Origin of the sequence: Natronomonas aquatica (genome assembly GCF_024449025.1) — an archaeon.
GTDB lineage: Archaea > Halobacteriota > Halobacteria > Halobacteriales > Haloarculaceae > Natronomonas > Natronomonas aquatica.
In genome coordinates this window covers 1-14,540 of the sequence record NZ_JAHLKM010000043.1, presented here as the reverse complement: position 1 = coordinate 14,540, position 14,540 = coordinate 1, and the positions used below count along the sequence as shown (strand labels likewise).

The 14,540-nt window shown below is 52.5% G+C and carries 13 protein-coding genes; 6 read left to right on the top strand and 7 right to left on the bottom strand.

The features are described 5' to 3' along the window. Positions 1 to 220: 220 nt before the first annotated feature. Genes KM295_RS15800 through KM295_RS15790 form a run of 3 tightly spaced genes read left to right on the top strand, consistent with a single transcriptional unit; the run spans position 221 to position 4,352 of the window. Positions 221 to 847, top strand: coding sequence for a restriction endonuclease (locus KM295_RS15800; protein WP_256031134.1), 627 nt, complete (start codon positions 221 to 223; stop codon positions 845 to 847). Further along, on the top strand, positions 844 to 3,810 hold the full coding sequence (locus KM295_RS15795) for a DEAD/DEAH box helicase (protein WP_256031133.1): 2,967 nt from the start codon (positions 844 to 846) through the stop codon (positions 3,808 to 3,810). Before KM295_RS15800 ends, KM295_RS15795 begins: the two co-directional genes overlap by 4 nt. Further along, positions 3,807 to 4,352, top strand: a complete 546-nt coding sequence (locus KM295_RS15790; protein WP_256031132.1) for a TATA-box-binding protein — start codon at positions 3,807 to 3,809, stop codon at positions 4,350 to 4,352. The genes KM295_RS15795 and KM295_RS15790 overlap by 4 nt, the downstream gene beginning before the upstream one ends. Before the next feature lie 84 nt (positions 4,353 to 4,436). On the opposite strand, the gene KM295_RS15785 is transcribed toward KM295_RS15790, so the two are convergent. Then, a complete protein-coding gene (locus KM295_RS15785; protein WP_256031131.1) occupies positions 4,437 to 6,236 on the bottom strand; it encodes a DUF262 domain-containing protein in 1,800 nt (599 codons plus the stop codon). A 240-nt stretch (positions 6,237 to 6,476) separates the two neighbouring features. Between KM295_RS15785 and KM295_RS15780 the strand changes: the two genes are divergently transcribed. After that, positions 6,477 to 6,890 (top strand): hypothetical protein, encoded by a 414-nt coding sequence (locus KM295_RS15780; RefSeq protein WP_256031130.1) that lies wholly within the window; start codon positions 6,477 to 6,479, stop codon positions 6,888 to 6,890. A gap of 465 nt (positions 6,891 to 7,355) precedes the next feature. Here KM295_RS15780 and KM295_RS15775 read toward each other — a convergent pair whose 3' ends face one another. The 3 genes from KM295_RS15775 to KM295_RS15765 all read right to left on the bottom strand — a co-directional run bounded on the left by KM295_RS15775 (position 7,356) and on the right by KM295_RS15765 (position 9,972). Further along, a complete protein-coding gene (locus KM295_RS15775) occupies positions 7,356 to 8,030 on the bottom strand; it encodes a hypothetical protein (protein ID WP_256031129.1) in 675 nt (224 codons plus the stop codon). 6 nt (positions 8,031 to 8,036) lie between these two features. Then, the gene (locus KM295_RS15770) at positions 8,037 to 8,657 is read right to left on the bottom strand and encodes a tyrosine-type recombinase/integrase (RefSeq protein WP_256031128.1); all 621 of its coding nucleotides are present in this window, start codon (positions 8,655 to 8,657) and stop codon (positions 8,037 to 8,039) included. A gap of 346 nt (positions 8,658 to 9,003) precedes the next feature. Further along, positions 9,004 to 9,972, bottom strand: a complete 969-nt coding sequence (locus tag KM295_RS15765; RefSeq protein WP_256031126.1) for a hypothetical protein — start codon at positions 9,970 to 9,972, stop codon at positions 9,004 to 9,006. Positions 9,973 to 10,560: 588 nt separating this feature from the next. Here KM295_RS15765 and KM295_RS15760 point away from each other — a divergent pair. After that, a complete protein-coding gene (locus tag KM295_RS15760) occupies positions 10,561 to 11,673 on the top strand; it encodes a DUF4238 domain-containing protein (RefSeq protein WP_256031123.1) in 1,113 nt (370 codons plus the stop codon). Positions 11,674 to 11,688: 15 nt separating this feature from the next. Here KM295_RS15760 and KM295_RS15755 read toward each other — a convergent pair whose 3' ends face one another. Beyond that, on the bottom strand, positions 11,689 to 12,822 hold the full coding sequence (locus tag KM295_RS15755; protein ID WP_256031122.1) for a restriction endonuclease: 1,134 nt from the start codon (positions 12,820 to 12,822) through the stop codon (positions 11,689 to 11,691). A 116-nt stretch (positions 12,823 to 12,938) separates the two neighbouring features. On the opposite strand from KM295_RS15755, the gene KM295_RS15750 reads away from it, so the two are divergent. After that, positions 12,939 to 13,289: a hypothetical protein gene (locus KM295_RS15750; protein ID WP_256031120.1), complete on the top strand. Its 351-nt coding sequence runs from the start codon at positions 12,939 to 12,941 to the stop codon at positions 13,287 to 13,289. A gap of 53 nt (positions 13,290 to 13,342) precedes the next feature. Here the strand turns inward: KM295_RS15750 and KM295_RS15745 are convergent, their stop codons facing one another. Together KM295_RS15745 and KM295_RS15740 are read right to left on the bottom strand one after the other, a co-directional pair. Beyond that, positions 13,343 to 14,029, bottom strand: coding sequence for a hypothetical protein (locus tag KM295_RS15745; RefSeq protein ID WP_256031117.1), 687 nt, complete (start codon positions 14,027 to 14,029; stop codon positions 13,343 to 13,345). A 24-nt stretch (positions 14,030 to 14,053) separates the two neighbouring features. Continuing rightward, complete coding sequence (locus KM295_RS15740; RefSeq protein ID WP_256031114.1) at positions 14,054 to 14,401, bottom strand: hypothetical protein; 348 nt, start codon at positions 14,399 to 14,401, stop codon at positions 14,054 to 14,056. Between the last annotated feature and the right edge of the window lie 139 nt (positions 14,402 to 14,540).

Genomic DNA, 14,540 nt, shown 5'->3' with positions numbered 1-14,540 from the left:
CCAAAACAGCAATGAACTGTGACCTCTCAATTGAGAGCACCAGAGGCAAACTCTAGACCGCTTTGCGACACGACCAATTAATTGGTATTATCAGTTCGTTACGTCAGAGTATCGCGGTGGGTATCAGAGGTCCTTCACACACGCAATCAAGAATCTCCCTATTCCATCTGCAATTTTGGAGGGGGATGCTACTGACCGATTAGCGAATCTGGCGGAGGACATGACTAACCTCAGAAATCAGAGAAACGCTCTCAATCTGAATATCTTGGACTATATCAAGCCATATGAGGATGGTCATGTATTAGCCAATCTCAACGGATACCAGCCACCTGCTGAGACTTCACAAACAATTCTTTCGGAAACCACCGAAAGCAGGGATAGTTTGCGTGTTGGATCTGTTCAGGTCGAAAGCTCTGGTGCAAAGCTGGTGATTAAGATGAGCGCAAGGTACAAGCCAGAGAACCCTGAAGAATACGAAACTGATCGGTGGGGGTACACCGCTACAGAGCTCCTACCGGCGATGGAGTTTGTTGGGTTAGACGAAAAAACACGGGCCCTCTTGGAAGAATTCGTACCATATGCTGTCGAAGAAGCTGGTGGTTTCGCGGAGTTCCGAGAGAACGCAACGACCACAAAGTCACTAATTGATCGGCTAAAGACGCTCACTCTCCCCCAAATGAAAGGGATTGAGAATGATTTGGAAAGGTATCTAAAGAGGAAGGGTGAGGCAAAAGAACTGGAAAAAGAATTGAATGAAACTAACAATGAGATTGATGATATCGTCTATGAACTCTTCAATCTCGTAGAAGAAGATGTGGAGATTATCGAATCTTCACTTGATAAATGACTGACTTCGAGGTCGGCGACCACATCAAGTTCGCCGGTGGGCAGGGCGAAATCACGAAGATCGAAGACCGCCCGAACGGAGGGCAACTCCTCCACGTCTACACCACGGCGGGGGAACTCCGAAAACTCCCAAGTGGCTTGCCACACATCGAGCGGATCGACTCCATCGTTGACCGACTCGCAGCCCAGCAGATCGATTCGCCAATCCACCACGACCTCCTGGAGCGTGCAACCCGCCTCGACCTCGCCTACCGATACGACCGGTTCCTTTCGCTGACGAACAACCGTATCGAGATCGAACCGTATCAGGTTCAGGCCGCCTACGAGATTCTGAACTCGTACGATCACCGCTACCTCATCGGCGACGAAGTCGGCCTCGGAAAAACCATTGAAGCCGGTATCGTTATCGAGGAACTCATCGCGCGCGGTCGTGCCCAGCGGGTGCTCATTGTCGCACCAGCGCCACTCACGGTGCAGTGGCAGGAAGAGATGCGCGAGAAGTTCGACCGCAACTTCGTCATCTACGACCGGGAGACTGTCGAAACCTACCGACAATCCCACCCGAACCAGAACGTCTGGGAGCAAGAGGACCTCATCATTACCTCGATCGATTTCGCTAAGCAAACGAACGACGACCCTGAGTCGGACAGGGTCTCGGTCCGTGATGCGCTCGATAACCTCGACGCATCCTGGGATGTCGCTGTCTTTGACGAAGCACACCACTTGACTGCTCGCCGGGGAAGCGACGACTCCATCGAACGAACCCAGCGTTACACTGTCGGTGAAGCTGTCGCCGAAAACTCCGATGCGCTCCTGTTGATGACCGGGACGCCTCACAAGGGAAAGTCTGATCAGTTCTACTTCCTCGTGGATCTGCTCGATCCATACCGCTTCAGCCACGAATCAGAGATCAACCCAGACGCACTGGATGACCTGATGATTCGCCGGCTGAAGGACGACATGCACGACACCGACGGGACGCGAATGTTCCCCGAGAAGAATATCGAAGCGCTCGGTGTGGACATGTCCCGGGCTGAGCGGAAGCTCTACGACGACGTCACTGAGTACATCCGCGAGTACTACAACCTCGCTCAACAGGAGGAGAACCAAGCCGCAGGGTTCACGATGGTCATTTACCAGAAGCGGCTGGTCTCCAGCATCTACGCGATTCAGAAGTCTCTGGAGAACCGAATGCGTGCCATCCAGAACGACGCTGTTGCCGAGGATCTTCCTGACGATGTTCAGGAGCTGATCCCTCGGTATAGCACCGAACCCGAGACACTGACAGACACCGAGCGTGAGCGTGTCGAAGAGGCTCTGGAAACCGTCACAGTCACGCTGAATCGCTCGCAAATACAGGAAGAACTCGACCGTGTCAAACAGCTCTGGCGGCAAGCCAAGAGGATTAAAACCGATTCGAAGGCCCAGATGCTCAAGCAGTTTGTCGATAGGATATTGAATGAAGATCCTGACGAGAAAATTCTCATCTTCACTGAGTACACGGACACGTTGGAATACCTCCGCGACAGGGTGTTCGCTGATTACGATATCGCACAGGTCTACGGTGACTTAGACCAGAAACGTCGTCGGCAAGAGATGGAGGATTTCCAGAACGAGAAAAGTATAATGATTGCGACAGATGCGGCCCAGGAGGGGTTGAATCTTCAGTTTGCGCACATTCTATGCAATTTTGATCTGCCCTGGTCGCCCACCAGAATTGATCAACGGATGGGTCGCCTTCACCGCTATGGACAGGACCGAACCGTCGAAATCCGGAATCTCTTCTTCAAAAACACTCGGGAGAGCGAGATCCTTAACCTGCTTGTCGAGAAGACAAATCAGATCGAATCTGACCTCGGGATGCGGTCTGATGTACTCGGTAGAGTGCTGGAAGATGTCGATCTCGACGATACCATTATGGCTGCAATCGCCGAGAACCGTCCGACAGACGAGGTAGTCGCAGACATCGACACCACCATCGAAGAACGCAAGGAGGCTCTCAAAACCGTCGAAAACGAGTTTCTCATTCGTGACCGATTCGACCTCTCTGACGAAGACGAAGAGATACTAGAGGTAATTGAACGCAGCCAACACGGTGACGTTAGCGAAGACGACATCGAAGTACTGGTTCGAGAGTTCTTCGACGAATTCGGTGGTGACATCCGTGGTGTCCGTCCGGGCCCTGCTCGATCTGGCGGCGATATCTTCCAAATCGACGTCCCTGACGTACTCTCTGGTGCTCAAGTCAAGGGCCGATACGACCAGGCGACGTTCACACGCGAAGTAGCGATGGAACAGGACGACATCGAATTCATTGCCCTTGATCACCCGCTCGTTCAATCACTCATCGAATACTGCCTTGACTCGACCCGCATTCAGGGACAAGTCGCTGTCAAAGTCGCAGAAGATGGTGAACCGGGGCCCGGTGTTCTCTTTAATTACCGTCTTGGGTACGTGTCCGGTGCCGGTGAAGCGGTAACCGAGAAGCTGGTTTCACTGTATGTTACTCCAGATGGGGATGTTTTGACTAACAAGCCCGAGATCGTTGATACCCTCCCCCCGGAGGAGATTTCCGCCGATGAGACGCTGAACCAGCTGGCGTCAATGGTATCGGACTTACACGGGATTGCCGAGATGGAGGCTTGGGAGCAGGTCGAGTCGTTTGCTAAGGAGGCGAGAGAAGAACGGGAACGTGAGATGGAAATTAAGCGCCAACATGCTGACCGTCACTTCGAAGAGGAAATCAGCGAGTGGGAAGAGCGCTTAGAAACGTACGAACAGCAGGACGAACAAGGTAAGGATATGTCGGCACCTATCGGGAACGCGAAACGGCAGTTGGAGTCCCTTCGACGTGAGCGTGACGAAGAATTAGCCCGGTTAGAGGAAGAGAAGCACGTAACGCCCGAAGAACCCGAACTGGTGACAGCTGCACTGATACTGGACTCGCCATCTCAGAATCGATGAATGTTAAAATTGCGAACGTCGTCGGCTCGGGAGACCTCCATGCAGAGTTGGATTTGGAGGCACTCGAAGAAGATCTGTCCACACCGTACCTTGAGTATGACCCATCCAATTACCACGGTCTGTACGTTCGTCTCAAAGAGGGAGGACCTCTAATTACGGTATATCGGAGCGGGAAGTACATCATTAGTGGATGTTCCAGTTATGAAGAACTCGACGTGACGAACGAGGGGCTACTGGCAAATATGAGCGATTTGGGGATCCTTGAGCAAGGGCGTGACACTGGATTTGGAGTCCAGAACGTCGTTTGTACTGCCACTCTCGGTGAAGGAGTGAACCTGAACGCACTCTCGATCGGGCTCGGGTTGGAATCTACCGAATACGAGCCCGAACAGTTCCCGGGTCTCATTTATCGACCCCCAGAGGTCGGCGCGGTGCTCTTAGTCTTCGCAAACGGAAAGATCGTGATCACGGGTGCCCAGGATGTGGATATCGCTGAGAAGGCCTTTGGCCATCTCCGATCCCGAGTAAAGGAGTTGATTTGACTTGCGGGGTTCGAGTACCACAACACGACATCCTATGGAGGTCGGCGCTGTCGTGCGCTGGCTCTGTGCCGCACACTAATTCCCTCAACTGAACGTTTCTGTGATTTGATCCCGGAGCAATTCTTCGCGTGTCTGGATGAACTCTGGGAAGTTCTCCAGTTCATAGAGTCGTTCTTCCTGGGGGATGTGATGCCGTTCGTAGTACCGATCGCTCCGTGTGGATATCCATTCGTCGAACGGTTGGTCTCCCTTTGACTGGTTCTCGTTAATCAGTTGGAGATTGGCGACGTGGTCACGTAGTGATTCGTACCTCTCGGCCTTACTCGGGGCAAATCCGTAGTCTTTGATGAGTTTGTCCTTCTCCAAGAGGCTTCTCGGAAAGATATGATCGACTTCGTACGAATCATCCAATGCTGGCTCCGGGTAGTACAGCACCGAGAGCAGCAGGTAAATCTTCGTGCTATTGTAATCCGTTTCGTCGAAGAGATCTTCGACGATCTCCGGACTGAATCCGACCGCTTTGCCTCGCGTCCGGATCTGTCGCTGAATCCGCTCTAGCGGGAACTCCCGGTTATCAGCCTGCTTGATCGCGTCCCGTGCATCTTCGATGATCTGGTCTGGTCGTGAGTTGAAGTTGCTGTTGAGGAGGGCAGAACACAGCCATTGGAGGATTCGTGGACGGACCCGTACACCAAGTTCGGAGTCCGTCGTTAGATTGGGGTTTCCATTCGCGTAAAAGTAGTAGACAATCGGGATAAGCGCATTACGGCTGGTGAGACTGCGGCCAGTCAGACCAAAATCGCTGATTAGGCTCACCGCTGATTCGATAGCATCCAGTATTTCACCCTCTCCCCAGATTTCCTTCATCAATGAAAGGTTATCGTGAGTGAACGACCGAATCCGGTATTCCGCAGACAAGTCTGCTGCGACAAGTAGCGACTTGAGTACGAAATCGCTGCCAAAGTCGTATCCTTCATCGATGTAGGCTTGGTTGAGAGATGAAACGAACGAATTGATCTCTTCTTTCGCATCGATTGGATTATCTTCATCTGATGCCCAATACGAGGTGGCGATTGACAGAAGAATCTCGGACTTGCTCAACTGTGTACCTCCCTCATTCGCGCGGACAAAGATGTCCAGAATTCGTTCGTTGTCTTGCTTGCCCTCCTCGTAGTAATTGATGATGTCGCGGGCGTGAATCGCGTTGTAGAGGGTTGTGAGGTTCTTGAGGATGTAGTGTTCTTGGGCATCGGAGATTTCATCCAACTCATCTCCGATTTCGTTAGCCCGGGTCATCGCTTTCTCAAGCGTATCGATCTCCAGGATGTCACCGACTCGGAACCAGTACTTGTCACTGGACTGTGCAGGATTAGGCTGCTTGAACTGGAATTCATACCGGAGTTTCAGGTGATCTTCACTCTGATTGCTGGGATCTGAGAGAAGATTCAGATACAGCTGTTTTCGTGTCCACGCAGCGGGGTTCTTTCGCTGCCGGTACTTTTGCTTCTCAACGTAGGTACCCTGAAGCCCAATGTAGAACGAGGAAAGCCGCTGCTGGCCATCAACGACAAGTGAAACGCTGTCGGGTACCTGCTCGTACTCCGGGACCTTCGGATTACGATGATGCACGTTGTCGAACTCGTCCGGGTAGATGCTGTCCTCGATGTGATTCCGGACAAAATAATACTTGATCTGGCTCTCCGCGAAGTCGCTATTGAGATTCCAAAATATGAACGACCCGATTGGGTATTCGCGGAGGACAGAATCGAACAGTTGTACGATCTGTTCGGTGTCCCAGACAAACTCACGCTGGATTGCCGGGAGGAAAATCGAATCATTGATCTCCGGAAGAACTTGTTTGATCGTCCGCGATTGATATCCCATAACGGCCGTATTCTTGTGTCTGCCAAATAATCGTTTACACTGCTCTATTACAGGACAGAATATTGTTTGATAGAGCGGTGTTGCTAAGTATGTCTTTATCTAACCCATCGAACAGCCAATATGTCTCATCTAATCGATGGACTTCCCGGCGACTGGGAACAACACCGAGTATCGCAGGATCCAACCCCGACATGGACGTACAGACATCAGTTTCTTGATGTCGAAGTGAGCGTGCTAGCGATGGACGCGGACGAGATCGATCCGGAGTTAGATGCTGAATTCACTTACAACGTAAGTCTCCGTTGGGCAGCTGACGTGGTCGGTGTCGTGGAAGATTTCTTCGATGGCCCAGGTGAGATAACGGAAAGAGAAGAGGCCCGTGATTGGACATTAGCTCTCTTGGCCCAGATTGAACAACAGTTCGAGCCCGGCGATACAGACTACGTGTCCCGTGCTATGAGCGCGACGATGGGCGAAAAAACAGGCAATGCCTCCACCACACGGAACCCAGATGTAGAAACCTGCCCTGCCTGTGGTGCTCCTTTCTTCCAGTTTAGGGGGATGGACTCCTACGAACAGGCGCAGAATCACTTCGAATACATGGACGACGATGATCACGAAGGATGGGATATCTCGATTGAAAAACACCAGTAACTCACTTTCCAAGTTTATAGGTGGAACAGAAATCAAGAGCCAGTATGGGAAATGGATGGCTGTTCAAACATCTGGAACCGGGTCTTCGAGGCCGACCCCACGGGGTCGCGCGTCGATGTCATCAACGGCCTCGATGTATATACGCTGGTGTACGCCCCACCCGGTCAGCGTACATTGATCCGCCCTACGCGTCGTGGCGATCACGCTGGAGAGACTCCCGACAATGGCATCATCTTAAACAGACCCCGGTTCAGCTACCCCAGAATCACGTTGAATCGCCCCCGTATGCACATCCGTTTATGCCAACTGACTGAACATCCTTCGACTCAACGACGAGAGGAAACGATTGTTAGACCAGGCCAACAGATCGTCTGCGCCAACTCGTCGGAAACGTAGTATCACTCGCTGTTTCGGAACCCCGGAGAGTGTCCTTCCGGACGGGAGTTTCCGGGTGCAACATCGTCTTTACTCATTCTCTGTCCTCCCATCTGCACCAGCGTCCTGTCCCTGCTGATTGTATTCCTCAACAGCATTCTGTACGACGGCAGGATACTCTATTTCGCCGTCAAGGGGATGGACACCACCGTAATCAAAGAGGCACATGTACTCCTGCTCTTCGTGAAATCCGATGTTCTCTGGAGCATCCTCAATACGCCAGCCTTCATCTTCAAGCCACCCTTCGATTCGCTCTGGAGCACCTTCATCGACGTAGTATTCCTGACCGTTTTGAGCGTAAGCGAGATCGCCCGAAATCGGTGAAACCGGTGTGACACGCTTCATCAAGATCCACCGATAATCGTCGTCCCAAGCATCAGCGGGAGCGAAGAGATCGGAATCACTTCCCCCGTAGGCTTGATTCCAGATATGGACTTCTCGGTAGTTCTGTGGGCTGGGTATTCCACAGATTTTGGCGACATAGAACGTCTCATGCTCCCACTCGTCGAAATAGAAGTCAGTAATGTACTCGTCTGGGAACGGTATGATTTCGCGCCCTCTACTTCCGCCTGTGAACAACTGGAGACCGTGTTCATTAACGAGTGTCCGAAGCTTTCCTTTTTCACCGTTCCAGGCGTCACAGAGCTGATTAAGAAATTCTACCCCGTCATCTGTGATGGCGTGCATTGCGTTTGGTGCGGTCATCCTCACTCACACCTTCTGGAAGTGGTCATAGACCCGTTCGGTCGTTTGCAAACTACGGTGCCTAAGTCGATTTCTGACATCGTAGAGTGTATTTCCCTCTTCCTCGTGGAGCATCCGGTAGGCGACGCTGTGACGGAGCGCGTGGGGCGTCACATCGCCCGCGTCGCCGCGACTCCCGTCTACCTTCCACGGCTGAACGTCGGCTGCCTCAGCGACTCCGTGGAGCATATACCGGACGCCCTGCTCGGTGATCCGGTCGGCCTTTCGAGAAGGAAACAATGCCTCGGTGTCCTTCCACCGGCTGGCCAAGTATGAGTTCAGTGTTCGTGAGGTATCGCTCCCCAACTCTATCGTGACGGCGGTAGGGGAGTTGTCGTTCGGGTAGTCCTTCTGGATGTGCGCAGGAAGGTAGAGTTCGGCTCGCCCCTCACGCAGCATCTCGACATCTACTTGTACAAGTTCACCGACCCGTAGACCAGCATCGTAGAGTAGTGCGATGATGGCGTCGTTCCGCTGCTGAAGATACGACGCGAACTCGTTGTCGTAGCAGGCATTGCGAAGCGCTTCGACTTGATCGGGCTCCAGCCATACTTTCGCCCGAATGTTGGAATCTGTTTCTGCGGCCATATCTGAGTGATTTGCTTATAAAGAGAATATGTCTCTACCCACTTGAATGTAGGAGTCTATTAACAAACTCTTACATTCACCGCGTAGCGGCGGTCATCAACACATTCGAATGAGAGTATCACACCCCGTACCGCGACATGCGAGGAGCGAAGACGTACTCTCACTACCTTCACCCCAGGGTCGCAGTAGCGAAACCGCGCTACACACTACTCTATACACACTAAGCGAGGAGCAACGAACAAATAAACATATGCCACTATACAGATTCCGCGTTTACAAGCACTAAACTCCCGGTCAAACACCAACCCGATCATTCGCTCCCGACAAGCACCCCTCAGTGACGAGGTTACCCGATAAACCGGGTAACGTCAGTCGATTCGTAAGCAGTCACGAGATCAGACGCCGCACTTGGATTCTCAACCCACAACGATTTCGCAGGATCATCCTCCATCATTACCACACCCACTAACTCCGGTACCGAATGCTGAACGAGAGTGTCGTGAATCGTGTTCTGAATCTTCACTTGCTGATTCCGCCCGAGAGGATGAGTGTTTGATTTCGCGTATCCGCGAGCAAGCCAGTGCGTTGCACCGATACACAGAATATTCACTTCACCTGATTCTCGTTGCCCCTTATCGAGTTTCGTTTCTACTTTCCGTTCAATCCTCTCCAAAAACCGGGTTTCCTGTTTACTTGCAGCGGGAGACGGCGAGTTCATATCAGAATGCAGTTCCACTAACCCTCCAGTCGCGTCACCCATCATCGCCGAAATAACCGGTCCCTCAAACGCTTCAACACGCGTCTGAAGTATAGGCGCGAACTGAGGTTTATCCAGTATTCCTTCCCAATCCGCACCGAACGTACCGTGCGTACCGTACCGCACACTATCTTCGATCACCTCGCGTAACGTCCAGTCGCTCGACATCGACTGAATATCACGGAGTCGAAGCCCATCTCTATGTTGTAACAGTTTGAGAAGATCCGTGCGTTGCACCTGCTTCAGAATCATCTTTTCTGACCCGGTCTTATTAAGCGGGGTTCCGCTCCAATCTAATTTGCTTGAATTCACATCAAGTCTCAAATACTTGTTCCGAGGGATTTGACCGGTTAACTGCTCGGCAACCGACTGGTAAACAGCTTCAATCTCCAGTTCCGTATCTGGAGTGCCGAGTCGTGTGATTTCAACATAGACCGGGTTCGTATCATCGATCCGTAGATCAGTCTCCCCACCACCAGATACGGCCGGTTCAGGAGTGACCTGTAACCCTTGACTGTGGAAATACTGGTAGCAAACTAACTCCAGCACTCTCGACATCAGTTTCCTCCGATCCGACGATCGTAACTCACTGTACAAATCCTGCCTCTCACCCGAATTCAATTTCGACGTGACAGAACCTAACGCGTCCTCAACCGACGATAACAACGCAACGTCCTTCTCCGACCGTTGTTCCCGACTCAACTCCAGCACTAACGAATTCGTTCGAAGACCCTTATCCTCAGGCCACGAGAGCGACCCGAATACCTCGCGTAATGCCGGGTACTGCTGCATCCGCCGATTTGCTTCCCGAAACCGTTTCGAATAATACGACTGGTCATTAACGATATAACTCGCATAAGTCATATGGCAGTATACCAGCGTTTCAGTATTATTACTAATGGTGAAACAGAAACCCGGAGAGATACGTGAAACGGGTCGAGTGAAGTGGAGGGGAGCGTGTGACACCGGCTCGCCTCCACCGCACCGTAGACCCCGTGTGGTTTAGAATATTTGAAACTCACAGATAACCCTCACATCCCCAATGCGTTCCGAGAAAGACTCGGAGGATTCGATCTGGTTAATAATGACCGAGGTGGGAAGAATCGGCCAGGAGATTATAACGAGCGAACGAGTACGACACGGTGTATGCCGCCGCGGAAGCGACAACACTACATCCCGCAACTCTACATGCGAGGATTCACCGATACCGAACGTCTACCCTCCTACCAATTAGACCGCCGTGAGGAATTCCCACCCACTCCGATCCGAAATCTGTGTTACGAGAACTACTTCTACGACGAAGATGGTGAAATCGAAGAAACGATGGGTGAGTTAGAAGGTGAATTCGCCAGAGTTCTCCGAGAAGTCAAAGAAGCAGAATCCGTGTCGGTTCTCCCGGAAGGCTCCGAGTTGAACTTGTTCCTAGCGTTCATCACGTACACGCATGCCCGGACAAAAGCAGCGAAAGAAGAAACCAACGAGTTCGCAACCGAATTCACAAAACTCCTCTTAGATGTCGGAGTGATCGGTGAAGACAACGATGAAATGCGTGAGAGTGTGTTGGAATCATTACAGAACCGAGAGATGCGTATCGAAGCAACGTCCGCGTTCACCCGGTATGAAATCGAAGCGTTACTCGGGCACATCTTAATTGCAGATCTCGAACCAGTCGTATTGAAAGACATGACCGGGCGAGGATTCGCCTTCTCCGACCACCCAGCTGTACTCGATAACCCGGCGTTCAAACACGAGCTCGACATCGGCACACTTGGCTGGAAAACACGCGGCCTGCAAGTATCCCTTCCACTCTCCACGAACCTCTGCCTACTCCTGTACGACCCAGTAGCCTACACACGCCCGGCAGACCCGAGTGAAGTACTCCCTGTCGGGAGTGATGTCGTTGAAGAGTTGAATAAACTCCAGTTAGTTCACGCATTAGACGCGGTGTTCTACCGAGAACACGGCCGAGAAGCAGAGATGCAGATACTACACGATGAAATCGAACAGCATCGTCGAGACGTACGCCCCACAATTGAACGTGTCCCGGGTGAAGACGATCGATTCAACACGAACAACGACGTCATGCAATTCACTCGGCCCACTCCAGCGTTCTCCCCCGACCTACCATTCATCGAGGAACGCGACTGTGAATTCACGCCAGTACGGTCACCGCAATTAGAGGCTCTGCACGAAACAGTCGTAGAGGAAGCCGTAGCGACCGGTCAACCCCGGCACGGGACTGAAACCAGCAGTCACTGACTCACACCGTCACCGTCACTCATCACCCGACTCATCCAGGTTCGAGAGATGAGGTGATCCGTTCGAACGGCCAGCTTGATACCAGATCCGATCAAGCACAGGGCGAAGGTGGTCCAACTCAAACTCGTCAGGATCGAGTGTTTCTAACTCAACCGGACCGGCAGTAAACCGGTCCGGAAACCACCCTTTCGTGAACTCGGGAATCCCGTCGGAACTCATCGTGTACTGGCCAGCGTCAAGCAGCGCAACAAAAACGAATACCGGTGCTTCAATCCCGAGGTCAGTGAAACAATACAGCGATCCGTGTACGGTAGCGGCGATCGCCCGGTCAACGTCACGATCGATTACCCCGCCATCTTCCCCTGGTTTCGAACGGAAATATTCAGTCGAAACTCCCTCAATCCATCCTGACTCGTTGAGATACAGGTAATCCGGGTACGCTTGCCGCACGCGGTGATTGTACCCTACGACACCGTCACTAACGAATTTCCCAGCATCCGGAACGCGTTTTGAATGCCCGAAGAACGGTACGGCAGGGAGATTACCTGGAGGCGTCGGATCGGTCGAAGTGACGGCAGTGACCGGGATGACATGAACCACTACGGTCGGACCATCCGGGAGCTCATTCGGGAGCTCGGTTCGATTCTGAATGCAGTCTAACCGGTCATCCCGCAGCTCGATGATTTCCTCTCGCTGACCGACACGCGGTACCCCCGGGTCAACGTTCAAGTGCTCCCGGACAAGCCGTTGATGATCAGTCATGAGCGCATTCCGGAGTTGTTCTCGCGCCCAGATATTGACTGTCCACCCGTATTCGTCCTGCAACTCTGCTTCTAGCCGGCGGCGAAGTGATCCGGACGGATCCGCTGTTGTCACGAACACGAAGAAATCGTACGACTGGTCATACTCCGCTGCCTTCTCAGCATCCGACGTGATTTTCCCTCGCAAACGGTCGCTCTGCGTTCGACTGACGTGCAGCACCCCACACCGGTCATCGTCGTAGAGAACTGCATCTAACCCGCCGTCCGCGCCTTGTGTTCCGGTCGGATCGACATCGTACCCGCGCTCAGCGAGAAGATCAGCAGCGAGTTTTTCGAGATCCTGCGGGTAGATGGTCGCCAACGCAGTTTCTAGGTCCGTCAGTGGCACTATAGCAACCAGTACCAACCGAAGTATCGTAAAAATACCTCTGAACCGTTTCTCGATGAACTCCCTCACCTCCGGTGTAAGCGTTTATATGTCCCCGACAGCAGACACATGATAACATGGATTCTGAACAATCTGTCAACTCGTTCATCCAAATATACGAGTTCCTCCCGACAGACGATGTACCGCTCGACGAACCACTCACAGTAACCTTCACAGCAACAAATCACGACCAGGACTGGACGGTCGTTCTGAACGCAGACCCGAAGGCAGAGCACAATGTCGAAGACGTCCCGGTGACTGGGTCAACTACGACCGTACGATCGACGCAAGCACTCATTTTTCTCGGGCAGCAACACGCTGGCGTTATGGGCGTCGGCGCTGGAGAATTCTACGACGATCAATTCGACACGCCCAGAGCATCATTGGGAGAAGAATTCATGAACGATTTCACCGACGAATTCGCGTGAACCAGGGAGAAGGAACGAGAAGGTGAAGTGAAGGGTAAGCAGGGGGCGGTAGGTCACTCTGTGCCGTCGGTGAGTGGTAATTGGTGTTCAGGCGGCCGTCCTGAAACGACAACACCCTCCCGTGCCGCGTCACGGTGCGCTTCAATTTCCTCAACGAGAGAGAACGGTTCATCTGAAAACTGCGCAGCGAGGTACGCGCACACTTCATAATACGCGATCATCAATCCTTGCTGGTGGAACCCGTGAAGGCCGAGATGCACGGTGTTGTTCCGCTGCTCGTGAACGATGTCAATAACAAGACTGATTTGTTTTCTCTGACTGTCCGATAATGAATCCGGGAGAAAACCCATTACACGTCGCTTCGCAGTATCGTGATTCGGTGTCTCACCATCATTCTTTCGTAGTTTCAAAATAAAATTCTCCGGATCTACCTTCATATAAATCCCGGTAAGTAACAGTTCGAGGCCGACACCGACGTGAGCGAACACGATATCTCGCGTCCCCCAGTTTATGCTAAGATCAACGAATGGGTCTTTTTGTTCGTACTCGTAAGCAAACTCGATCGCTGTCAGACCTCTCCGAATGATTTGTTGATGCGGTGGTTCCTCGTACTCAGGGAACCCCTCGGCCGGTTCTTCATCTTGGTAGTACGCTTCAATTCGATTCGGTGCAACGGCTAAGTGCTCGTCCAGCTCTTCAATGTGCTCTTGCAGCTGCTCAGTGAGATTATCTGCAGGCATACGTGAGCAGTGGATTCTCTGTGGTCATGGGCGAATCATCCCGTCGATCGTATCCGCAACGAGTTCCAGCCCGTCACGCGTAAGCTCGCCAGACGGGAGATTATCTCGAATCGATGAGAGCGGAATCGTGTAGATTGCCCACGGCATCACGTAACTTGTTTTCCGTAATTCGACGCCGTCAACATACTCGTGCGGGAGCCGCGCAACGTCGTGCGAGTAATCGTTCTGTGTACTGAGACATACGACCGTCGCTTCCTGTTCGACGTACGGCCGGTCAAGATCAGAAACCACGATCACCGGGCGGGGATTCGTGTGCGCGCCGGTCGGGTCTTGAGCAAATACCAGACTGCCTTGCGGGTAGTAATACGGCATGAGGATAGCTTGTGAACGATTGGTCGAGTGTTACGCCTCGTCGTTTTCAGCTGCGATCCATTCTTCCGGCGCGGGTTCCTCGCGCGGTGTATCCCGTTCCTGCAGGCGGTCGCTCGGGATTTCCGTTTTCGCGCTCGCA

Bases quoted from the DNA above. Each gene is read 5' to 3' on its own strand.
- KM295_RS15740 (WP_256031114.1), bottom strand. From the start codon at position 14,401: ATGCCGTATTACTACCCGCAAGGCAGTCTGGTATTTGCTCAAGACCCG.
- KM295_RS15745 (WP_256031117.1), bottom strand. From the start codon at position 14,029: ATGCCTGCAGATAATCTCACTGAGCAGCTGCAAGAGCACATTGAAGAG.
- KM295_RS15800 (WP_256031134.1), top strand. From the start codon at position 221: ATGACTAACCTCAGAAATCAGAGAAACGCTCTCAATCTGAATATCTTG.
- KM295_RS15795 (WP_256031133.1), top strand. From the start codon at position 844: ATGACTGACTTCGAGGTCGGCGACCACATCAAGTTCGCCGGTGGGCAG.
- KM295_RS15790 (WP_256031132.1), top strand. From the start codon at position 3,807: ATGAATGTTAAAATTGCGAACGTCGTCGGCTCGGGAGACCTCCATGCA.
- KM295_RS15765 (WP_256031126.1), bottom strand. From the start codon at position 9,972: ATGTCGAGAGTGCTGGAGTTAGTTTGCTACCAGTATTTCCACAGTCAA.
- KM295_RS15750 (WP_256031120.1), top strand. From the start codon at position 12,939: ATGGATTCTGAACAATCTGTCAACTCGTTCATCCAAATATACGAGTTC.
- KM295_RS15770 (WP_256031128.1), bottom strand. From the start codon at position 8,657: ATGGCCGCAGAAACAGATTCCAACATTCGGGCGAAAGTATGGCTGGAG.
- KM295_RS15785 (WP_256031131.1), bottom strand. From the start codon at position 6,236: ATGGGATATCAATCGCGGACGATCAAACAAGTTCTTCCGGAGATCAAT.
- KM295_RS15780 (WP_256031130.1), top strand. From the start codon at position 6,477: ATGGACGCGGACGAGATCGATCCGGAGTTAGATGCTGAATTCACTTAC.
- KM295_RS15760 (WP_256031123.1), top strand. From the start codon at position 10,561: ATGCCGCCGCGGAAGCGACAACACTACATCCCGCAACTCTACATGCGA.
- KM295_RS15775 (WP_256031129.1), bottom strand. From the start codon at position 8,030: ATGACCGCACCAAACGCAATGCACGCCATCACAGATGACGGGGTAGAA.